Annotated in this window: 16 protein-coding genes; 7 read left to right on the forward strand and 9 right to left on the reverse strand. The window is 66.8% G+C overall.

Annotated elements, in window-relative coordinates; genetic code table 11:
- Window positions 1–28: 28 nt before the first annotated feature.
- Complete coding sequence (locus ACTJK0_RS15350) at window positions 29–727, reverse strand: DsbA family oxidoreductase (protein WP_440745754.1); 699 nt, start codon at window positions 725–727, stop codon at window positions 29–31.
- Between the two features lie 211 nt (window positions 728–938).
- On the opposite strand from ACTJK0_RS15350, the gene ACTJK0_RS15355 reads away from it, so the two are divergent.
- Together ACTJK0_RS15355 and ACTJK0_RS15360 are read left to right on the forward strand one after the other, a co-directional pair.
- Entirely contained in the window at window positions 939–2,000 is a 1,062-nt protein-coding gene (locus ACTJK0_RS15355; RefSeq protein ID WP_110544305.1) for a glycosyltransferase family 4 protein, read from the forward strand.
- Window positions 2,001–2,059: 59 nt separating this feature from the next.
- On the forward strand, window positions 2,060–4,240 hold the full coding sequence (locus tag ACTJK0_RS15360) for an amylo-alpha-1,6-glucosidase (protein ID WP_440745755.1): 2,181 nt from the start codon (window positions 2,060–2,062) through the stop codon (window positions 4,238–4,240).
- Window positions 4,241–4,244: 4 nt separating this feature from the next.
- Here ACTJK0_RS15360 and ACTJK0_RS15365 read toward each other — a convergent pair whose 3' ends face one another.
- Together ACTJK0_RS15365 and ACTJK0_RS15370 are read right to left on the reverse strand one after the other, a co-directional pair.
- Complete coding sequence (locus ACTJK0_RS15365) at window positions 4,245–4,778, reverse strand: N-acetyltransferase family protein (RefSeq protein ID WP_440745756.1); 534 nt, start codon at window positions 4,776–4,778, stop codon at window positions 4,245–4,247.
- A gap of 15 nt (window positions 4,779–4,793) precedes the next feature.
- The gene (locus ACTJK0_RS15370) at window positions 4,794–5,753 is read right to left on the reverse strand and encodes a D-2-hydroxyacid dehydrogenase family protein (RefSeq protein ID WP_440745757.1); all 960 of its coding nucleotides are present in this window, start codon (window positions 5,751–5,753) and stop codon (window positions 4,794–4,796) included.
- Window positions 5,754–5,895: 142 nt separating this feature from the next.
- Between ACTJK0_RS15370 and ACTJK0_RS15375 the strand changes: the two genes are divergently transcribed.
- Window positions 5,896–7,089 carry an MFS transporter gene (locus ACTJK0_RS15375; protein ID WP_440745758.1) on the forward strand — a complete coding sequence of 398 codons (1,194 nt, stop codon included), beginning with the start codon at window positions 5,896–5,898 and terminating at the stop codon, window positions 7,087–7,089.
- A gap of 254 nt (window positions 7,090–7,343) precedes the next feature.
- On the opposite strand, the gene aceB is transcribed toward ACTJK0_RS15375, so the two are convergent.
- Both aceB and aceA read right to left on the reverse strand, forming a co-directional pair.
- A complete protein-coding gene (gene aceB, locus ACTJK0_RS15380) occupies window positions 7,344–8,996 on the reverse strand; it encodes a malate synthase A (RefSeq protein ID WP_440745759.1) in 1,653 nt (550 codons plus the stop codon).
- Window positions 8,997–9,219: 223 nt separating this feature from the next.
- Window positions 9,220–10,548 carry an isocitrate lyase gene (aceA, locus tag ACTJK0_RS15385; RefSeq protein ID WP_440745760.1) on the reverse strand — a complete coding sequence of 443 codons (1,329 nt, stop codon included), beginning with the start codon at window positions 10,546–10,548 and terminating at the stop codon, window positions 9,220–9,222.
- 149 nt (window positions 10,549–10,697) lie between these two features.
- Between aceA and ACTJK0_RS15390 the strand changes: the two genes are divergently transcribed.
- A complete protein-coding gene (locus tag ACTJK0_RS15390) occupies window positions 10,698–12,209 on the forward strand; it encodes a helix-turn-helix domain-containing protein (protein ID WP_440745761.1) in 1,512 nt (503 codons plus the stop codon).
- A gap of 139 nt (window positions 12,210–12,348) precedes the next feature.
- On the opposite strand, the gene ACTJK0_RS15395 is transcribed toward ACTJK0_RS15390, so the two are convergent.
- The 3 genes from ACTJK0_RS15395 to ACTJK0_RS15405 are packed head-to-tail and all read right to left on the reverse strand — an operon-like array spanning window position 12,349 to window position 15,468.
- The gene (locus ACTJK0_RS15395) at window positions 12,349–13,368 is read right to left on the reverse strand and encodes a TAXI family TRAP transporter solute-binding subunit (protein ID WP_440745762.1); all 1,020 of its coding nucleotides are present in this window, start codon (window positions 13,366–13,368) and stop codon (window positions 12,349–12,351) included.
- The gene (locus ACTJK0_RS15400) at window positions 13,352–14,800 is read right to left on the reverse strand and encodes a sensor histidine kinase (RefSeq protein ID WP_440745763.1); all 1,449 of its coding nucleotides are present in this window, start codon (window positions 14,798–14,800) and stop codon (window positions 13,352–13,354) included. Before ACTJK0_RS15400 ends, ACTJK0_RS15395 begins: the two co-directional genes overlap by 17 nt.
- Window positions 14,797–15,468, reverse strand: coding sequence for a response regulator transcription factor (locus tag ACTJK0_RS15405; RefSeq protein ID WP_110544396.1), 672 nt, complete (start codon window positions 15,466–15,468; stop codon window positions 14,797–14,799). The genes ACTJK0_RS15400 and ACTJK0_RS15405 overlap by 4 nt, the downstream gene beginning before the upstream one ends.
- 232 nt (window positions 15,469–15,700) lie before the next feature.
- Between ACTJK0_RS15405 and ACTJK0_RS15410 the strand changes: the two genes are divergently transcribed.
- On the forward strand, window positions 15,701–17,095 hold the full coding sequence (locus ACTJK0_RS15410; RefSeq protein WP_440745764.1) for an MFS transporter: 1,395 nt from the start codon (window positions 15,701–15,703) through the stop codon (window positions 17,093–17,095).
- 97 nt (window positions 17,096–17,192) lie between these two features.
- Here the strand turns inward: ACTJK0_RS15410 and ACTJK0_RS15415 are convergent, their stop codons facing one another.
- Window positions 17,193–17,525 carry a hypothetical protein gene (locus ACTJK0_RS15415; RefSeq protein WP_440745765.1) on the reverse strand — a complete coding sequence of 111 codons (333 nt, stop codon included), beginning with the start codon at window positions 17,523–17,525 and terminating at the stop codon, window positions 17,193–17,195.
- 97 nt (window positions 17,526–17,622) lie between these two features.
- Between ACTJK0_RS15415 and ACTJK0_RS15420 the strand changes: the two genes are divergently transcribed.
- Together ACTJK0_RS15420 and ACTJK0_RS15425 are read left to right on the forward strand one after the other, a co-directional pair.
- Entirely contained in the window at window positions 17,623–18,237 is a 615-nt protein-coding gene (locus tag ACTJK0_RS15420) for a TetR family transcriptional regulator (RefSeq protein ID WP_110544327.1), read from the forward strand.
- A gap of 116 nt (window positions 18,238–18,353) precedes the next feature.
- A complete protein-coding gene (locus ACTJK0_RS15425; protein WP_440745766.1) occupies window positions 18,354–20,102 on the forward strand; it encodes a pyruvate dehydrogenase in 1,749 nt (582 codons plus the stop codon).
- The last annotated feature ends 10 nt before the right edge of the window (window positions 20,103–20,112 follow it).

Genomic DNA, 20,112 nt, shown 5'->3' on the forward strand with positions numbered 1-20,112 from the left:
TTTACAGCGATGTGTCAGTAAAAGGCTGCTACACCGCGCAGCCGTCGGGGCCGCAGGCCTCGGCGTCCGTGGAGTTCACCAGGACCAGGGGGTTGGCTTCCTGCCACGCCTGGTTGAGGGCGGCGGTGAACGTCTCGGCGGGCTGGGCGCCGGACAGGCCGAACTTGCGGTCGATCACGAAGAACGGAACACCGGTGATCCCCAGGGCCCGGGCCTCCTGGAAGTCGAACCGGACCTCATCGGTGTACTTGTCCGTGCTGAAGAGCTCCTCCACTTCGCCGGCAGGCAGGCTGAGGTCAGCGCCGAGGGAGGACAGGTACCCGCGGCTGCCGATGTCCTTGCCGTGCTCGAAGTGGTCGCTGAGCAGCCGTTCCTTGGCGGCGTCCTGCTTGCCATGCGCTGCAGCAAGGTGGATGAGGCGGTGGGCCGTGAAACTGTTGGCCACCACCACTTTCTCGAAGTGGTAGTCCAGGCCTTCACCCATGGCCTGCTGGGCTACATGATCGAACATTTGGGAGACCTGCTGGGCCGGCATGCCCTTGCGGCTGCTCAGGTACTCCAGTTCCGTCCCGTCGTAGTGTTCGGGGAGGGCAGGGTCCAGCTGGTAGCTGCGCCACATGACGTCGACGGCATCGCGGTGCGGGAAGGATGCCAGGGCGGCCTCGAAACGGCGCTTGCCAATGAAACACCATGGGCAGGCAACGTCGGACCAGATCTCAATCTTCATGTCTTGCACAACCCTGCGGTTGCTGCGGCCATTCCGGCCGCGTTCTATGAGATGCCCCACAAACAGGTCTTGTGGCCCGGGCCGTGGTGGGTGATAGTTCTGAAGTAGGTGATGCAGTCGCCACAAACTTAAACACCACGGGATTGCATGTCCCGTGGCGGGAAGTGCCTGGCAGCTGGGAGCCCGGGCCTCGTTTCCCTGGAGGCCAGATATGCGTATTGGACTTATTGCCGGACCATGGATTCCGATTCCCCCGCTGACCTACGGCGGCATCGAAAGGGTGGTGGACACCCTGGCGCGTGGCTTCGCGGCCGCCGGACATGAGGTCCTGCTCGCCGCCCCGTCCGAAAGCACTTGCCCCGTGCCGCTGGTGCCGGGCATGCGGCCGGCGTGCCGGGATGAGCTTGGCTTGACCATGTCCGAGCTCAGCCACGTGATCCGGGCGTACGACGAGCTCCGGGACGTGGACCTCATCCACGACCACACATTGGCGGGCCCGCTCTATGCCCGCAGGCCGGCCAATATCCCCGTGGTCACCACCATCCACGGTCCGCTCCATCAGGATGCAGAGGACCTCTACCGGGCCATGGCGAAGGATGTGGCCATTGTGGCGATCTCCCGTGACCAGGCGTCGCATGCCCCGGACGTCCCGGTGACGCAGGTGATCCACCATGGCATGGACGTTTCCGAGGTCCCTGTCGGCAGTGGCAGTGGCGGGTATCTCTGTTTTGTGGGGCGCGCCTGCCACGACAAGGGGCTGTTCGAAGCCATCACCGTCGCCCGGGACGTGGGCATGCACCTCAAGATCGCCGTCAAGATGCGGGAGCCGGACGAGATCCGCTACTTCCGGGAAGTCATCGAACCGATGCTCGGACCCAACGAAGATTTCGTGGGGGAAGTCGACGATGCCGCCAAGTACCGCCTGATGGGCGAGGCCACGGCCTTCCTGAACCCCATCCAGTGGTCGGAACCCTTCGGCCTGGTGATGATCGAGGCGTTGGCCACCGGGACTCCCGTGATCGGGACGCGGATCGGCTCGGCCCCAGAGATCGTGGAGCACGGCCGGACGGGCTTCCTGGGACAGTTGGAGGAACTGCCGGGCTTCGTGGAGGCAGCCGCAGGCCTCAGCAGGGAACGTTGCCGGGCTTCAGTGGAGGAGCGGTTCAGTGCCCAGAGGATGGTGGCACAACATCTCAGGCTCTTTGACGACCTGCTGGCCGGGAGATTGCCGGGAGGGGTTCCCGTTACCCCGCCGGTGCACCAGAATCGTTAAGGGGGACGGGCGGGCGTTGGGCTCCCCGGCAGCATCCAGCCTCAGAAGGGAGTCCTTCCATGACCGCCTGGAACGAAGACAATGAGGCCTCCGGCTCCGATGTTGGTGCCGTCACCGTACTGGAGGGTTCTTCGTTTTGCATCTCAGCCGGAACCGGCGACATCAGTGCCGACGGCGGCACGAACGGCGCGTTTTACCAGGACACCCGGATCGTCTCGGGCTGGGTGCTGCGGATCAACGGCTCGCGGCGCGAACCACTGTCAGCCCAGAAGGCCCAGCCTTTCGAAGCAACCTTTGTTGGTCGCGCAACGTGGCCGGGAGGCCGGTTTGACAGTCCGCTGGTGGTCCGGCAGATCCGCCATATCGGACCGGGCCTGCAGGACGACATCATCCTGGAGAACTACGCAGCGGAACCCGTTGAATGCGCGATCGAGCTGCATGTGGACGCGGACCAGGCCGACCTCTTCGAAGTGAAAGGCGGCCGGACAACAGGCCCCGATGACACCACCCGCACGGTGGTGGATGGAAAGCTCATCATTGAAGCATCACGGCACGGCCAGCAGCGAGGCTCCGCCATCGGGGCCAAGGACGCGGAGGTGGGCACGGACGGGCTCCGCTTCCGGGTCACCGTTCCGGCCCGCGGCAAGTGGAGCACCAGCGTCATCGTGGTGCCGCTGGTTAACGGGGAGGCCCCGGAAAAACCCTTCACGGAGGGCCAGCTGCCGCACCACCGCGAGGGCGTGCGGCGCCACCTGGCCTGGGAAGAGAACGTGCCCCGGATCAGCATCGAGGACACCAGCTTCCAGAACGTGCTCAACCGCAGCCAAAGCGACCTCGGTGCCCTGCGGATCTTCGATGCCCACCATCCCAACCGCGCCGCGGTCGCGGCGGGGGCGCCCTGGTTCATGGCCCTGTTCGGTCGGGACTCGCTGCTGACGTCCTACATGAGCATGATGGTCAACCCCAATCTCGCCCTGGGCACGCTGCAGACCCTGGCCGGGATCCAGGGGAAGAAAGTGGATGTGGACTCCGAAGAGGAACCGGGCCGCATCCCGCACGAGGTCCGGCTGGGCGTTACCGCGGGCCTGTCTTTGGGCGGCACCGCGTACTACGGCACGGCCGACGCCACCCCGCTTTTCGTGGCAACCCTGGGCGAGCTGAGTCGGTGGGGACTGTCCCGGGACGCGATCCAGCCGCTGCTGGCCAACGCGGACCGCGCCCTGGAATGGATCGAAAAATACGGCGACAGGGACGGCGACGGCTTCGTGGAGTACCTCCGGCCCAACGACCACGGCCTGGTCAACCAGGGCTGGAAAGACTCCTGGGACGGCATCAATTTCGCGGACGGGACCATCGCAGAAGCCCCCATCGCGCTCTGCGAGGTCCAGGCCTACGTCTATGCGGCTTACGTGGGCAGGTCGCTGCTGGCCCACTGGACCGGGCATCCGGACCTGGAAAAGCACTGGGCGGACAAGGCCGCAGCCTTCAAGGAGGAGTTCAACAAGAAGTTCTGGCTGCCGGACAAGGGCTACTTTGCGGTGGCGCTGGACAAAGACAAACGCCATGTCGATGCGCTGACGTCCAACATCGGCCACTGCCTGTGGACGGGCATTGTGGACGAGGACAAAGCCGTGTCTGTCATGGAAAACCTGATGTCCCCGCAGATGTTCACGGGCTGGGGCATCCGCACGCTGGCCTCGGACATGGGCGCCTACAACCCCGTCAGCTACCACAACGGCTCGGTGTGGCCACACGACACCGCGCTGGTGGCCACGGGGCTGATGCGCTACGGGTTCGTGGACGAGGCCAAACGGGTGGCACTGGGCATCCTGGACGCAGCCGATCACTTTGATGGCCGGCTGCCGGAACTGTTCTGCGGGTTCGACCGCGGTGAGTTCCCGGGCCCTGTTCCCTATCCCACTGCATGCTCCCCGCAGGCCTGGGCGGCGGCGGCGCCCGTGCAGCTCGCACGGATCCTGCTGCGTTTCGACCCCGTCTTCACCCGCAGGGTGGTGCACCTGGCACCGATCCTGCCGGAGTCCGTGGGAACCTTCCGGGCCGAAAACGTCCTGCTGGATACCAGCCGTGTGACCATCACTGCCACCGGGTCGAGCGGCACCATCGAGGGCCTGCCACCAGGTTTGAAGCTGCTGGACGAACCAAGGCCGCCGCTGGCCTATCCGCTGGAAGAGTCGATGGCCGGCACGGACATCCGACGGCTGCATCAACCGGAAGCCTGAGCGGCTACGGCAGGGGGCGCTCCAGCACGAAGTCGTGTTCCACCGTGCTGCCGAGCCGGAAGGACTTGGTCCCCACTTTGCGGAAGCCTGATTTTTCATAGAAGCGGATGGCGCGGGCATTCTGGCTGTTGACGCCCAGCCATGCTCCAGCACCGCCCAGGGCCGCGGCCGCCTCCAGGCTTGCGTGCATCAGCTCAGCGGCGGCCCCAAGCCCGTGGTAGTCAGGGTGGACGTAGCATTTGCTGATTTCCACGGACGGCAGCAGGGACAGGACGGAGGAAACGTCCGGGTCGATGGCGGCCCTGTTCACCAGGAGGCTGTAGCCGGTGAGGTCCCCGTCTGCGTCGATCGCCAGGACCGTGGTGTCGGGGTCCGCCAGGTATTCGCTGAAGTGGTCTTCGCTGAGCGTGTTGGCCAGGTGGGCGGCAACGTCGGCAGGGGACGACGACGGCGGGCAGGCCAGCGGAAAGGTGACGGCCGCCAGCGCGGCGAGGCGGCCGGCGTCGTCTGCTGTTGCCTTGCGGATGATGTGCGTCATGCTGCTTCTTCCCGTTCAGGCCGTGATGGTGCGGATAGGGGAGCCGGCCAGCCACGCGGTGATGTCCTCCAGGGCGCCGCCGTAGAACTGGCGGTAGCTTTCCTGCGTGACGTAGCCCAGGTGGGGGGACAGCACGGTATTCGGGGCGGCCAGGAGCGGGTGCCCGGCCCGCAGGGGTTCCTGGTCGAAGACGTCCAGGGCGGCGCCGCGGATCCATCCGTTGGTGAGCGCCTTGATCAGGGCGTCCTGGTCAACCAGGGGCCCGCGGGCTGTGTTCACGAGGATGCCTTCGGGACCCAGCAGGCGCAGCTCGGCCTCGCCGACGGTGTTCTGCGACCTCGGCGAGAGGCGCAGGTGGAGGGTGGCGACGTCGGCGACGGTGAAGAGTTCCTCCTTGGATACCAGCCGGGCCCCGGCGTCGGCGGCAGCCTCCGCTGTCAGGTTCTGGCTCCACGCCACCACGTCCATGCCGAAGGCCTGCCCGTAGGCGGCGATCCGCTGCCCGATCTTTCCCAGCCCCACGATGCCCAGGGTCTTCCCGGCGAGCTCGATGCCCACGCTTGCTTGCCAGCTTCCGGCCCGGAGGGAGTTTTCCTCCGCCGGCAGCTGCCGCGCCACGGCCAGCAGCAGGGCCCAGGTCAGTTCCGGAGCAGCCGTGGGTGAGCCCGGGGTTCCGCACACGGTCACCCCGTGCTCGGCTGCGGCGGCCAGGTCGATGGCGGCGTTCGCCATTCCGGTGGTGACCAGCAATTCAAGTGCCGGCAGCTTCTCGAACACCTCCCGCGGGAACGGCGTCCGCTCGCGCATGGCAATGATCATGGTAGTGTCCGCCAGCGCCGAGACCAGGGCGTCCCGGGAAGGGAACGGCTCACGGTAGGAAGTGACGGTAACTCCCTCAGCCTCCAGGGCCGCGAAGTCAGCGAAGCCGTGGGCCACGTCCTGGTAGTCGTCGAGGATGGCAAGGCGGTGCGTCATCGGTGTCCTCCGCGGGTGCTTCGTCCTGGGGTCAGGTTCATCGTATGGCAGCACCGGCGGCCCGGGCGCCTGAAACTCCAGCGCCGCGGGGCGTGATAGCAATGGAAGTGATGAATCCACGCCCATTCCCCGTTTTGCCCCTGTGAGCGGCCGCGTCCTGTCCCGCGTCCCGAAGAGCTGGGTCCTGCTGGCCTGCATCGGCCTGCTGGCGCTGAACCTCCGCGGCCCGTTCGTTGCCGTAGCGCCCCTGGTGGGCCCCATGCAGGCGGAGCTGCAGTTTTCGCCGGTCCTGCTGGGGCTGCTGACCAGCATCCCCGTGCTCTGCTTCTCCCTTGCCGCTCCCTTGGCCTCCCTGGCAGCCCGGAAGTTCGGCGCCGAGTTCGCCGTCACGTTGACCATCCTGGGCGTGCTGGCCGGGGTGCTGGTCCGCTCGGCGGGAGGACCCGTGCTGGTGGTGGCCGGAACGGTGGTCCTCGGTGTGGCCATCACCGTGGGCAACATAGCGGTGCCGCTGATCATCCGTCGCGATTTTGCCCCGCGCCGGCAGGGAACCGCGATGGGAATTTACACCGCAGCCCTGAACATTGGCTCGTTCCTGACTTCGGTTGCCATGGCCCCGCTGGCGGCCCTGCTGGGCTGGCGGCTTGCCCTGGCGTCCGTGGCGCTCCTGGCCGTGGCAGCGGTGGCGGTGTGGGTCCTCGCAGTGGGTCCGCGGACCGCCTTCCTGGTGGACGGCGGGGACGGGGCAGAGGCGCCGGCTGCCCGGGCTTCAAGCTCGGGCTGGACCACGTTCGGCCTCACTGCCGGTTTCGGCGGCCAAGCGTTTTCCTACTACGGCGTCACCGCGTGGCTGCCCAGCTACCTGCACGACGAGCTGTCCATGTCCACGTCCGCGGCCGGCGCCGCGTCCTCAATCTTCCAGATCCTTGCCATTGTGGGCGGCCTCGGCGTGCCCTTTGCGGCCAAATACATGAGCACGACGGCGGTGGCGGTCACCCTGGGCACGTTGTGGCTTGCCGTTCCCATCGGGTTGCTTTTCCTGCCGCAGCTGTGGTGGCTGTGGTCCACCTCAGGCGGCATCGCCCAGGGCGGCGGCATCACCCTGATCTTCATCGCCATCATCAAGCTCGCCCACGACCAGGCCTCCGCGGGGCGGATGTCGGCCACGGTCCAGGGCCTGGGTTACTGCCTTGCCGCCGTCGCGCCGCCGCTGGTGGGCTTCGTCCATGACAGCTCCGGATCGTGGACCCCGGCCCTGCTGGTCATCCTGGCCTCGGTGCTGGTCTTCTTCGTCAGTACCACCCTGTCCGTCCGGAAGGTGCCGCGCGGACGCTGAGACGACCCGCCGCCGTCGGACATCCCTGTGTTGAACCAGGCTCACCTGATGTGCCTAAACCCGCGATGCCCGCTCACGTCTGGCAATAAATACGACAACGCCCGCTCACTTTCTTCGCGAAAGTGAGCGGGCGTCCTGGGTTTATCGATAAGAAGTGAGCGGGGGTGTTGCGGGTGCTCCGTCGCCGGGCCGGCGCCCCGGATTTCGGGGGGCCTGTTGCGAAGGGCGTGCCGGCCCGGCAGACGGAAGTATGGTCACGCCGCCGACAACTCCTCCACGGTGGCCTTTTCGCGGGCCTCCGTCAGGTAGCGGGCGTACGCGGGGAGCGTGAGGAAGGACGGGAACTCGCGGCTGAGCGTGACTTCCTCGAAGATGTCGCGGGCGTCCTCGAACCGGTCGCCGTCGAAGCGTTCCAGCCGGGCGAATTCCTCGTCCAGGAGTTCCTCAACCCATTCGTGGCTGATGATCTCGCCGTGGTCCGTGATGGCCCGGGCATAGATCCACTGCCAGAGCTGGGACCGGGAGATCTCTGCGGTGGCGGCGTCCTCCATGAGGTTGTGGATGGCCACTGCGCCGTTGCCGCGGAGCCAGGACTCGATGTAGCGGATGCCCACCTCGATGTTGTTCCGGATGCCCTGTTCGGTGATGGTGCCGGTGGTGGCGGCAACGTTGATCAGGGCGCGGTCGTCCGGGGTGACGTCCTCGCGGAGCCGGTCCAACTGGTTGGGCTTGCTGCCCAGGACGCCGTCGAACACCTCACGGCACACGGGCACCAGGTCCGGGTGCGCCACCCAGGAGCCGTCGAAGCCGTCGCTGGCCTCGCGGGTCTTGTCCGCGCGCACCTTCTCGAGGGCGTTGGCGTTGGCTTCCGGGTCCTTGCGGTTGGGAACCGCCGCAGCCATGCCGCCGATGGCCATGGCGCCGCGCTTGTGGCAGGCCCGGACCAGCTGTTCGGTGTAGGCGCGCATGAACGGCTGGGTCATGGTGACCTGGCCCCGGTCCGGGAGGACGAAGCGGGGGCCTCGGGTGCGGAAGTTCTTGATCAGGGAAAAGATGTAGTCCCAGCGGCCGGCGTTCAGGCCTGCGGCGTGGTCGCGCAGTTCGTAGAGGATCTCCTCCATTTCGAACGCTGCGGTGATGGTTTCGATCAGCACGGTGGCGCGGATGGTGCCCTGCGGGATGCCGAGCAGGTCCTGGGCCAGGATGAAGATGTCGTTCCACAGCCGGGCTTCGAGGTGGTTCTCGATCTTGGGCAGGTAGAAGTACGGGCCTTTGCCCTGGGCGAGCAGGCGGCGGGCGTTGTGGAAGAAGAACAGGCCGAAGTCCACGATGCCGCCGGCGATGGGCTGGCCGTCGATGAGCATGTGCTTTTCGGGCAGGTGCCAGCCGCGGGGCCGGACCACGATGGTGGGCAGTTCGCCGGCCGGGCGCAGTTTGTATTCCTTGCCCTCCTCCGTGGTGAAGTCGATCCGGCGTTCCAGGGCGTCGGTGAGGTTCAGCTGGCCCTTGATGACGTTCCGCCAGGTGGGGGTGGAGGAGTCCTCCATGTCAGCCAGCCACACCTTGGCACCGGAGTTCAGGGCGTTGATGGTCATCTTCTTGTCCACCGGCCCGGTGATTTCGACGCGGCGGTCCTCCAGCCCGGGTGCCGGGGGAGCGACCCGCCAGGAAGCATCGTTGCGGATGTGCTCGGTTTCCCGCAGGAACCGGGGATCGGCGCCGGCGGCGATATCAGCCCGCCGGGTCCGCCGTGCCTGCAGCAGCTCCTGCCGACGGTCCGCAGTAGCCCGGTGCAGCTTCGCAATAAAGGACAGGGCGTCCGGGGTCAGCACCTCGTCCTGCCGGCAAATGGGCTGCGCGGTGAGGGTTATGCCATTGATCGTGAAGGTATCGGTGAAGCTGTTCATCTCAGTCTCCTTAAAGACGAAAGGGAAGTTCGACGGCGGGAAGCGGCAGGGTGGCGACTGAGGCACTAGGCCGAGGAGCCGGTGTCGCGGCAGCCTGCGTAAAAGGGGCCCCGCGTCCCGGTCCGTCCTCGCTCAGCGAGGTCGAAACCGGGACGGGGGGAATAGCAGGCCGAGCGATGCCGGTCCGAAGGCCGAACGGAAGCACCGCCGTCGAGCAGGAAAGTTAGTGGAACTGGCCCTCTTCGGTGGATCCCACGAGGGCGAGAGTCGACGCGTTCGGGTTGAGCGCCGTGGAGATGGTGTCGAAGTAGCCGGTGCCGACTTCGCGCTGGTGCTTGGTTGCGGTGTAGCCGCGGGACTCGGAGGCGAATTCCTTTTCCTGGAGTTCGACGTAGGCGCTCATGCCTTCACGGGCGTATCCGTGGGCGAGGTCGAACATCGAGTAGTTCAGGGCATGGAAGCCGGCCAGGGTGATGAACTGGAACGTGAATCCCATGGCGCCGAGTTCACGCTGGAACTTGGCGATGGTGGCATCGTCCAGGTGCTTGCGCCAGTTGAACGACGGCGAGCAGTTGTAGGAGAGCATCTGGGTTGGGAACTCGGCCTTGACGGACTCGGCGAACTTGCGGGCCAGCTCCAGGTCCGGGGTGCCCGTTTCCATCCAGATGAGGTCGGAGTACGGGGCGTAGGCCTTGGCGCGGGCGATGCAGGGTTCGATGCCGTTGCGGACCTTGTAGAAGCCCTCGGCGGTGCGCTCGCCGGTGATGAATTCCTGGTCCCGCTCGTCGACGTCGGAGGTGATGAGGGTGGCGGCCTCGGCGTCGGTGCGGGCAATGACGACGGTGGGGGTGCCGGCGACGTCGGCCGCCAGCCGGGCGGCGTTCAGGGTGCGGACGTGCTGCTGGGTTGGGATCAGGACCTTGCCGCCGAGGTGGCCGCACTTCTTCTCCGAGGCGAGCTGGTCTTCCCAGTGAACACCGGAAGCTCCTGCCTGGATCATGGACTTCATGAGTTCGTAGGCGTTGAGCGGGCCGCCGAAGCCGGCCTCGGCGTCGGCGACGATCGGGACCATCCAGTCCTCGACCGTCTGGATGCCTTCGGAGAATTCGATTTGGTCTGCCCGGAGAAGGGCGTTGTTGATCCGGCGGACCACGGTGGGGACCGAGTTGGCCGGGTAGAGGGACTGGTCCGGGTAGGTGTGGCCGGAGTTGTTGGCGTCCGCCGCGACCTGCCAGCCGGAGAGGTAGATGGCGCGCAGCCCGGCCTTGACCTGCTGGACGGCCTGGTTGCCGGTGAGGGCGCCCAGGGCGTTGGTGTAGCCGCCGGTCTTGTGCTCCTCAGTCAGCTGCTTCCACAGCTTCTCCGAACCGCGGCGGGCCAGGGTGTGCTCTTCGGAGACGCGGCCGCGGAGGCGGACGACGTCGGAGGCTGAGTAGTCCCGGGTCACACCTTCCCAGCGGGGGTTGGCGGCCCACTCGAGCTCCAGGGCGGCAGCCTGCTGTGTTGTGTCCTGGCCGGACGGCTGCTGGGTGGGCTCAAATGCTGCAGTCATCGTTGATCTCCTTGATTGAGCTCCGGAGGGGGTAGGTGGGAACCGCGTCGTTGAGGTTCCCACCGGCTTATCCGGTGCGGTGTTTCTTTCCGTGACAACTACTTTTCAGCACTTTCAACCGCCTTTCTAGAGAAAAAGGGTGGAAAGAAATGCAGTTCTTCGCGTATTCTTCAGAAATGTCGCCTTCAAGCTGGAACAGGGACGTTTCCCAGCCGTCGTCCGCTTCGTCCACGGACCTTGATGTCATTTCCCTGGGGCGCCGAGTCCGTCATCTGCGCAAACAAGCCGGGCTCACGCTCGATGACCTGAGCGCCGCCGTCGGAACCGCCCCCAGCCAGCTGAGCCTAATCGAAAACGGCAAACGCGAACCGAAGCTGACCCTGCTCCAGCACCTGGCGTCGGCGCTCAATGTCAGCATCGACCAGCTGCTCGGGGCCGAGCCGCCCAGCCGCCGGGCCGCCCTCGAGATCGAGCTGGAACGCTACCAGCGCGGCCCGCTCTACGAGTCCCTTGACCTGCCTAAAATCCGCATCAGTTCGCGGCTTCCACTGGATGTGCTGGAGGCCCAGGTGGGGCTGCTGCACGAGCTCGAACGGAAGATGAACGAGCAAGTAGCCACCCCCGAGGAAGCCCGCCGCGCCAACGGTGAACTGCGGGCCATGATGCGGGAGCGGGGGAACTATTTCCCGGAGTACGAGGCCGAGGCGCAGAAGGTCCTCAAGGAGGTGGGCTACACCACCGGTCCGCTGAGCCAGCACGTCATCGCGGACATCGCCGCGCACCTCGGTTTCACCCTGCACCATGTGGGAGATTTGCCGCATTCCACCCGCTCGGTGACGGATTTGAAGAACCGCAGAATTTACCTGACGCAGAGCCAGCGGCAGGACCACGACCCCCGCTCGGTGCTGCTGCAGGCCCTTGGCCACTACGTCCTGGGCCATGAAACGCCCAAGAACTACGGTGACTTCCTGGCCCAGCGGGTGGCCACCAACTATTTTGCCGCCGCCCTGCTCCTGCCCGAGCAGGCAACCGTCGAATTTTTGCAAAAAGCCAAGGCGGCCAAGGAAATCGCGGTGGAGGACATCCGGGACGCCTTCGCGGTTTCCTACGAGACCGCGGCGCACCGCTTCACCAACCTGGCCACAAAGCATCTGGGCATCACCACGCATTTCCAGAAGACGCACCAGAGCGGCATCATCTACAAGGCCTACGAGAACGACGGCGTGAACTTCCCCCAGGACCACACCGGCGCCATCGAGGGCCAGCCGTCGTGCAAGGCCTGGACCTCCCGGGCGGTGTTCGATGTGCCGGACAAGTTCAGTGCCTACAGCCAGTACACCGATACGCCGTCGGGCACGTACTGGTGCACCGCGCGCACGGAACGCTCGGCCGCCGGGGAGTTCTCGCTAAGCATCGGGGTGCCGTACCAGCACGTGAAGTGGTTCCGCGGGCGCGAGACCACGGCGCGGGCGACCTCCAACTGTCCGGACCCCACCTGCTGCAAACGGCCTCCTGCCGAGCTCGCCGGCCAGTGGGCAGGGAACGCCTGGCCCTCGGCGCGTGCCCACTCCCACCTGCTGGCCGCGATGCCCCCTGGCGCCTTCCCGGGCGTGGATGAGACCGAGGTGTACAGCTTCCTGCAGGCACACTCCGGCTCCTAGCGACGCCCCATCAGGTCCTGCCGGCTTCTTCCGGACGCCCCATCACTTTCCTTACGAAAGTGATGGGGCGTTGGGGTTTAAGCCGCTAAAAGCGATGGGGCGTTGGGAGGTTTGCTGCAGGAGATGAGCGGGCGTTGGGTCAGCCGTGCAGCGCCCGGTAGGCGTCCGCGGCGGCCGGGTGCAGGGGAACGCCGGCGGTGTTGATGAGGCTTTCCGCGCTGAGGAACTGCACACCCAGGCTGGACTGTGGGATGAGTTCGGCGGCAGAGTGCACCAGCAGCTGGACGGTCCGCTCCACGGTGGTGCTGTCCATATCGCGGCGGCACAGGAGCAGGTTGGGAGCGCCCACGGTCCACACGGCCGGAACCCCCGGGTAGCTGCCGTCCGGAATCAGGACGCGGTCGTACAACCCGCCGTACCGCCGGCGAAGCTCCGGCAGCAGCGATGACAGGTCCAGCAGCGCCAGCGCCACGTCCTGCGTGGCGGAAGCAATCGCTGCCGTGGGAACACCGCCGGACCAGAACAGGGCATCCACGGTTCCGGCCTTGAGCGCGGCGATCCCGTCATTGAGGCCAAGATTCTCGACGGCGGCTGTTCCGGCCACGGGTGCGGCCGCATCCGCTGAGGTGCCCAGACCGGCCGCCTCGAGGAGCCGGGGAGTGGTCAGGGATGTCCCGGAGCCGGGTTGGCCCACCGCTACGCGGCGTCCCGCCAGCCCGGCAAGGTCCCGGATGCCGCTGTCTTTCCGGACTACGCAGTGGACGTAGTTTTCGTACACCTTGCCAACGGCGGCGATCCCCGCGGAGTCACCGCCGGGCTGGCTGGCCGCATCGGCCAGGGCCACGGCGAAGGCGGCCCGGCCCGCGCGCAGCTCAGCGATGTTGTCCAGGCTCCCGCCGGTGGCGACGGCCCGCGCATGACCCGCTACGCCGTGGCGTTCCAGGGCCGCCGCCAGCAGGGTGGAGAACTCCAGGTAGAAACCGCCCGGTTCGCCGCCGGCCACCACTAGGTCCTCCGGCCGGTCCGCGCCGGTACAGGCAGCAAGGGCAGGCGGCAGGCAGGCTGCGAGTCCGACGGCGACGGCGGACTTCAGCACCCACCGTCGCGGCGGCTGCACGGCAGCACCGTCGGGGACAAGTGAATCACGCACCGGCACCACCCACGCGGGGCCCCAATGCCAACTGGCCGGCGGGTGGAACCGGAAACTCGATCCGGGCCGCGAGCCCGTGCGGAGCCGCTTCGGCCAGCTCCAGGCGGCCTCCGTTGGCGGCTGCGAGTTCGCCGACGATGGTCATGCCCAGCCCGGTGCCCGGGATCGAGGTGTGCCGTGGTGACCGCCAAAACCTGGTGGCAGCCGAGGCGCGCTCGGCAGCGGAAAGTCCGGGGCCGTCGTCGGAAATTTCTACCGCGACGGCGCCGGCTTCCTGCCGGACCGCTGCGGTCACGGTCGCGCCTGGCGCATACTTGATGGCGTTGTTGAGGAGTTCGCCCGTCATCTGGGCCAGCTCTGAAGGGTGGCACACAATCAGGGCCGGGGGCTGCGGCGGGGGAGCCAGGACCAGCCGGCAGCCCGCCTGTTCCGCAAACGGCGCCGCCCGCTCCAGTTCCCCCTGGAGGACGGGGAACGGGTCCATCGGCTGGACAGGAGCCTGGTCCCCGGTGCCGGCTGCCCGCAGATACCCTTCGGATGCCCGGTGCTCCGCCGCCGCAAGCTTCAGCACCCCGTCCAGGATCTCCTCCACCCGGTCCAGCTCTGTCATGGCCCGTTCGGCGGCATCGTGTTCACGCGCCGTCTTCAGTTCAAGCTGAAGCAGGTCCAGCCGAAGCCGGAGCGCCCCCACCGGGTTCCGCAGCTGGTGCGACGCATCCGCGATCAACTGCCGCTGCGCCGCCATGCTCGCGCTCACGGTGTTGGCCATCGCCGTGAAGGACCGGCTCAGTTGCCGAAGTTCCGGCGGCCCGTCCTCGGGCAGGCTTCCCGTCCGCCCGGTCCGCTCCAGTTCATGCACGGCCGAATCGAGCCGCAGGACAGGCCGCAGGACCCATCCCGTGACCCGGGCGGCCCCCACCAGGAGCACGGCGGCCAGGGCAAGGGCTGCAACACCCACGCCGAGCCAGCGCTCCCGCAGTTTCTGCTGCGCCGCGTCGGCATGGACGTCCAGGACCACGGCGCCCAGGACCTGGCTGGCGCTGCCAAAAGGCCGGAAGATGACGCGGGAACCGGAACCCAGCGGCTCCAGCTGTTCCAAGGATGTGTTGCTCACGTTCAGACGGGCCAGGGACAGGGCATTCTGCACGTCCGGCCGGTCTGCCGCGAGTCCGCCGGACGCCAGGGTTTGCTGCTGCACGCGCACCACGATGCCCTCGCCGTAGAGTCCGGAGTACGTATCCATTTCCTGCTGCAGCCGCGCCGTGTCCCCGTCGCCGGCGGCATCAAAGGCCACCTGCGCCAGCCGGTTCACGGACGCCGCCCGGTTGATCTGCAGCTCCTGCGTGAGCTCCCGGGACGCCGAACCAAGGATGGTCCCCGAAATCAGGAAGACTACCACCAGGCAGAGCACACTGAGGACGCCCAGCACCCGCAGCCTCATCCGGACGCCGCCTCCACCCGGTAGCCCACGCCGCGGACGTTGATGATGAAGCCGGGCTTCTGCAGTTTGGCCCGCAGCCCGGTGAGGTGGACGTCCAGAGACCGGGAGGACGCCAGGAAGGCATCACCCCAGAGGGCGTCCAGGATCTGTTCGCGCGTGACTACGGAACCCGCGTGGCGTGCGAGCAGGGCCAGGAGCTCAAACTCCGTGGCAGTCAGGGGGAGGGGTATGCCTGACCTTGATGCAGTGTGCCGGTTCAGGTCGATGGCCAGGTCGTCCAGCACAATGACGTCCTCCCGGGCCGTCCCGCGCTGCCGTCCCGCCCGCCGCGTCACCGCTTCGATCCGCGCCAGCAGCTCCACCAGTTTCACCGGCTTGACCAGGTAGTCGTCCGCGCCCGAGCGGAGCCCCAGCACCACGCTGCGTTCGTCGTCGCGCGCGGTCAGGATCAAAATGGGAACATCGGTGACCTGCCGCAGCTTGCGCAGCACCTCCAGCCCGTCCATGTCGGGCAGCCCCAGGTCCAGCAGGATCACCTGGAAGTTCCGGTGCGAGAGCAGCGCATCCGCCCCGCGGGAGAGCCGCTCCGCGTGGAGCCCGGCGCTTTCCACCGCGGCGGTCAGGGCACCGGCCATGGCGTCGTCGTCCTCGACGATCAGCACGTCCATGGCCATTTCCCTTGCTGCAGTGTGCGGTTCATCCCCCGCCTTTGGAGATTACCTCCTAGGGAACGGTTATGCCCGACGGCGGCTGGCCAACAGTGCAGGAAGCCGGGCCAGGCGAAACCTAAGGAAGTGTTAGGAAAGTGCCGCCCGCATTGGTTGTGCGGTGGATCACCCATACCGTGGATGAGGCCCTCCGGTGTTGGAGGCCGATGTCACCACAAGGAGGAACTCACCGATGAGCACCCAACATACCGCGCCCCTAACGGAGGCAGCCCAAACCCGTCGGGCGGTGGGCAACATCCTCAAGGGCTCGGCCGGCAACCTCGTGGAGTGGTACGACCTCTACGTCTACACCGTCTTTGCCGCCTACTTTCAGTCGCACTTCTTTAATTCCAAGGACGACCTGCAGGCGGGCCTTGAGGCCATGGCCGTCTTCTCGACGTCGTTCCTCATGCGTCCCATCGGTGCCTGGTTCTTCGGCCGCTACGCCGACCGCAAGGGGCGCAAGGCCGCGTTGACGCTGAGCGTGACCATGATGTCTGCAGGCTCCTTCGCGATCGCCATCCTGCCCACACAGCAGCAAATTGGCCTGTGGGCCATGATCCTGCTGGTGCTGGTCCGCGTTATCCAGGGCTTCTCCGTTGGCGGCGAGTACGGCACCAGCGCCACCTACATGTCCGAGGCCGCAACCTCCAAACGCCGCGGCTTCTTCTCCAGCTTCCAGTACGTCACCCTGATCGGCGGCCAGATGCTGGCCCTCCTGGTCCTGGTGGTCCTGCAGAACGTCATACCCAAGGGCGACCTGGGTGAGTGGGGCTGGCGCATCCCGTTCGCCATCGGTGGCGTCGCGGCCCTCGTTGTCCTGTGGCTCCGCCGCTCCATGGAGGAGACCGTCACGGCCGAACAGATCGAGGCGGCCAGGACGCCCGCCGTGGCCGGTCAGGCCCAGCCCGGCACCATGAAGCTGCTGTTCACCAGCTACTGGAAGCCGCTGCTGGTCTGCATCGGCATCACCCTGGGCGGCACCGTGGCGTTCTACACCTACACCAACTTCATCCTGAAGTTCATGAACGATACCTCCGGCATCGCCAAGACCGACACCTCCGTGATCAACTTCTGGGCCCTGTTCATCTTCATGCTCCTGCAGCCCGTCTACGGCATCATCTCGGACAAGGTGGGCCGCAAGCCGCTGCTGCTCTGGTTCGGCATCACGGGTGTCCTGTTCACCTGGCCGCTGCTCTCCACCCTTGCCGGCACCAAGGATCCGTTCACCGCGTTCCTGCTGATGATGGGCGGTCTGCTGATCGTCGGCGGTTACACGTCGATTAACGCCCTCGTGAAGGCCGAACTGTTCCCTGCCTCCATCCGCGCCCTGGGCGTAGGACTGGGCTATGCGATCGCCAACTCCCTGTTCGGCGGCACCGTTCCGCTGATTGGCGCCGCCTTCCAGAAGGCAGGCCAGGAGGAACTGTTCTTCACCTACGTCACCATCGCGATCGGCATCTCGCTGCTGGTCTACATCTTTGCGCTGAAGAACAAGAAGGCCACGCACCTCGACGCCGAGCAGGGCCACGCCTGGGAGCAGGCCAGTTCGGGAGAAGGAAAAGACACCGACCGGCTCGGCGTTTAGCGCCGCGGCCCACCAAAGCACCTGATGAGTAAGGAGGCGTACGACGGCGGCTGCCGGGCCGCCGTCGTACGCCTCCTTTTTGCGTTGCGGGGGAGTCCTAGCGGCGGATGCTCCGCCTGGCGGCCAGGAAGCCGTGCGCGGCGAACAGCCGGGGCAGCACGAGATAGACCGCGGTGGGGACCACCACCATGGTCAGGGCCATCGCCCTGAAGATGGGGTGCCAGTTTTCCATCAGGGGAGCGGCCACCATCATGCCGGTCGCCACAAGCGGAAAAATTGCCAGCCAGGTAATGGCGGCGCGGACATGGATCGACGGCGGCGCTGCCAGCGCCGGGGTCTCCGACGAGGGCGCGGACGGCGGCGGGGTCTCCGACGAGGGCGCGGCCGGCTCGGCAATGGCGGGGGATGCGGAATGTGAAACCGTGGCCATGAAAACTCCAACTAGCTAGTTGCTTTTACTTGCAACGACAATAAACGCCGGCGAAAGCAATTGCAACTACCTGGTTGGAATTGGGTAGACTTATGTCATGGCATGGAACACTGAGCGGACCAAAGAGCTGCTGCTCGCTGCTGCAACTGAGGAGTTCAGCGCCAAGGGCCTCGCCGGCGCGCGGGTGGACCGGATTGCGGCTGCCGCCGGCGTGAACAAGGAGCGCATCTACCAGTACTTCGGCAAGAAGGACGAGCTGTTCGACGCCGTCCTGGCCGCAGAAATGGTCCGCGTCATGACGGAAGTGCCCATTGCCGGCAGGGGGCCGTCGGCGTTCGGGGACTACGCCGGACGCCTCTTTGACCGGCATACCACCGATGGCGTCCTGCCCAGGCTCCTGTTCTGGGAGGGCCTGGAGCGGGGCGGCGAAACGGTAAGCCGGGCCACCCGTTCGGACCATTGCGCCATCAAGGTTGGCCAGGTCCTGGACGTCCTGCCCGGGATCGACCGGACCGACGCCGCAGACCTGCTGATCACCGTCATCACCCTGTGTGACGGCTGGCCCGTCCTGCCCCAGATCGACACCCTCCTGGCGGGCAGCAGCGCAGACCGCACCACCCGTCGTCGTGCGTTTATTGTTCGGACGGCAACCCTGCTCGCTGAAGCCCTCGCAGCCGAGGTAGGGGCCGTGCCGGAAGCCGCACTGAACTAAGCGGCCGACTCCGCCAGAGGAGCCGGCCTGGGAAACCGCCAAGGAAGCCAGCCAAGGCGGGCCGACTATATTGGGCCATGTCAGCACACCACCACAATCGCGGGAGTCTGCCACCCATGGCCAAGGAACTTGCCACCCAGCTCATCGAACAACTCCAGGCTGCCGGCGTGCAGCGGATCTACGGGATCGTGGGCGACAGCCTGAACCCCATCGTGGACGCGGTCCGCCAGACAGGAGGCTCGGCGAAGGGCGGGATCGACTGGGTGCACGTCCGGCATGAAGAAGCGGCAGCGTTCGCGGCGGCCGCCGAAGCACAGTTGACCGGCAAGCTCGCGGTGTGCGCCGGCTCCTGCGGCCCCGGCAACCTCCACCTGATCAACGGGTTGTATGACGCCAACCGCTCCGGGGCACCCGTGCTGGCCATCGCCTCGCACATCCCCAGCAAGCAGATCGGCAGCAGCTTCTTCCAGGAAACCCACCCGGACCGGCTGTTCAACGAATGCTCGGTGTACTCGGAACTCGTCAGCACCGCCGAGCAGGCGCCCCGCGTCATGCACAGCGCCATCCAGCACGCGCTGGGCCTCGGGGGAGTCGCCGTCGTGACCCTGCCCGGTGACATCGCGGGCCTGGAAGCCGTGGCACCCACCCCGCTGCCCGCCACGTTCCGGCCCGCCAGCCTGGTCCCGGACCTGGCAGGCGTCCAGGCGCTCGCGGACGCCATCAACGACGCCGGCAAGGTGGCCATCTTCGCCGGGGCCGGTGTCGAGGGCTCGCACGCGGAACTGATGGCGCTCGCCGAACTGGCCAAGGCGCCCGTGGGCCATTCGCTGCGGGGCAAGGATTTTGTCCAGTACGACAACCCTTTCGACATCGGCATGACCGGGCTCCTGGGCTACGGGGCCGCAGCCGAAGGCATCGAGGACGCCGACCTGCTCATCCTGCTGGGGACCGACTTCCCCTACGACCAGTTCCTGCCCGACACCAGGACCGCGCAGGTGGACCGGGCGGCGCAGCGGCTGGGCCGCCGGACCGACGTCGACATTGCCGTCCACGGCGACGTGCTGCCCACCCTGCGCGCGCTCCTGCCGCTGGTGAAGGCCAAGAAGAGCCGCAGGTTCCTGGACCAGATGCTCAAGAAGCACGACCGGCTGATGAACAAAGCCGTGGGCGCCTACACCCGCAAGGTGGAGAAGAAGCAGCCCATCCACCCGGAATACGCGGCCTCCCTGCTGGACCAGGTGGCGGCCGAGGACGCCATCTTCACCGCCGATACCGGCATGTGCAACGTCTGGACCGCCCGCTACATCAACCCGCTGGGCACCCGCCGCCTGATTGGGTCCTTCCTGCACGGCTCCATGGCCAACGCCCTGCCGCACGCCATCGGCGCCCAGCTGGCATACCCCGGCCGGCAGGTCATCTCGGTGTCCGGTGACGGCGGGCTGTCCATGCTGCTGGGCGAGCTCATCACCGCCGCCGCCTACAAACTGCCGGTCAACGTGGTGGTCTTCAACAACTCCACCCTGGGCATGGTCAAGCTCGAGATGCTGGTGGACGGCCTCCCTGATTTCGGCGTGGACGTGCCGGACGCAAACTACGCGCAGGTGGCCAAGGCGCTGGGCTTCCACTCTGTCCGGGTCACCGATCCCGCGCAGATCGAGACGGCGTACCGGGAAGCGTTCGCGCACCCGGGACCGTCACTGGTGGAGCTCATCACCGATCCCAAAGCCCTCTCCATCCCGCCGAAGATCTCCGGCTCCCAGGTGATTGGCTTCGCCACGGCGATGTCCAAGGTGGTGCTGAACCGCGGCGCAGGCGAGGCCGTGAGCATGGCCCGCAGCAACCTGCGGAACATCCCGCGGCGCTAGGCGCGGTGGC

The organism is Paenarthrobacter sp. 22069 (genome assembly GCF_052046035.1).
GTDB lineage: Bacteria > Actinomycetota > Actinomycetes > Actinomycetales > Micrococcaceae > Arthrobacter.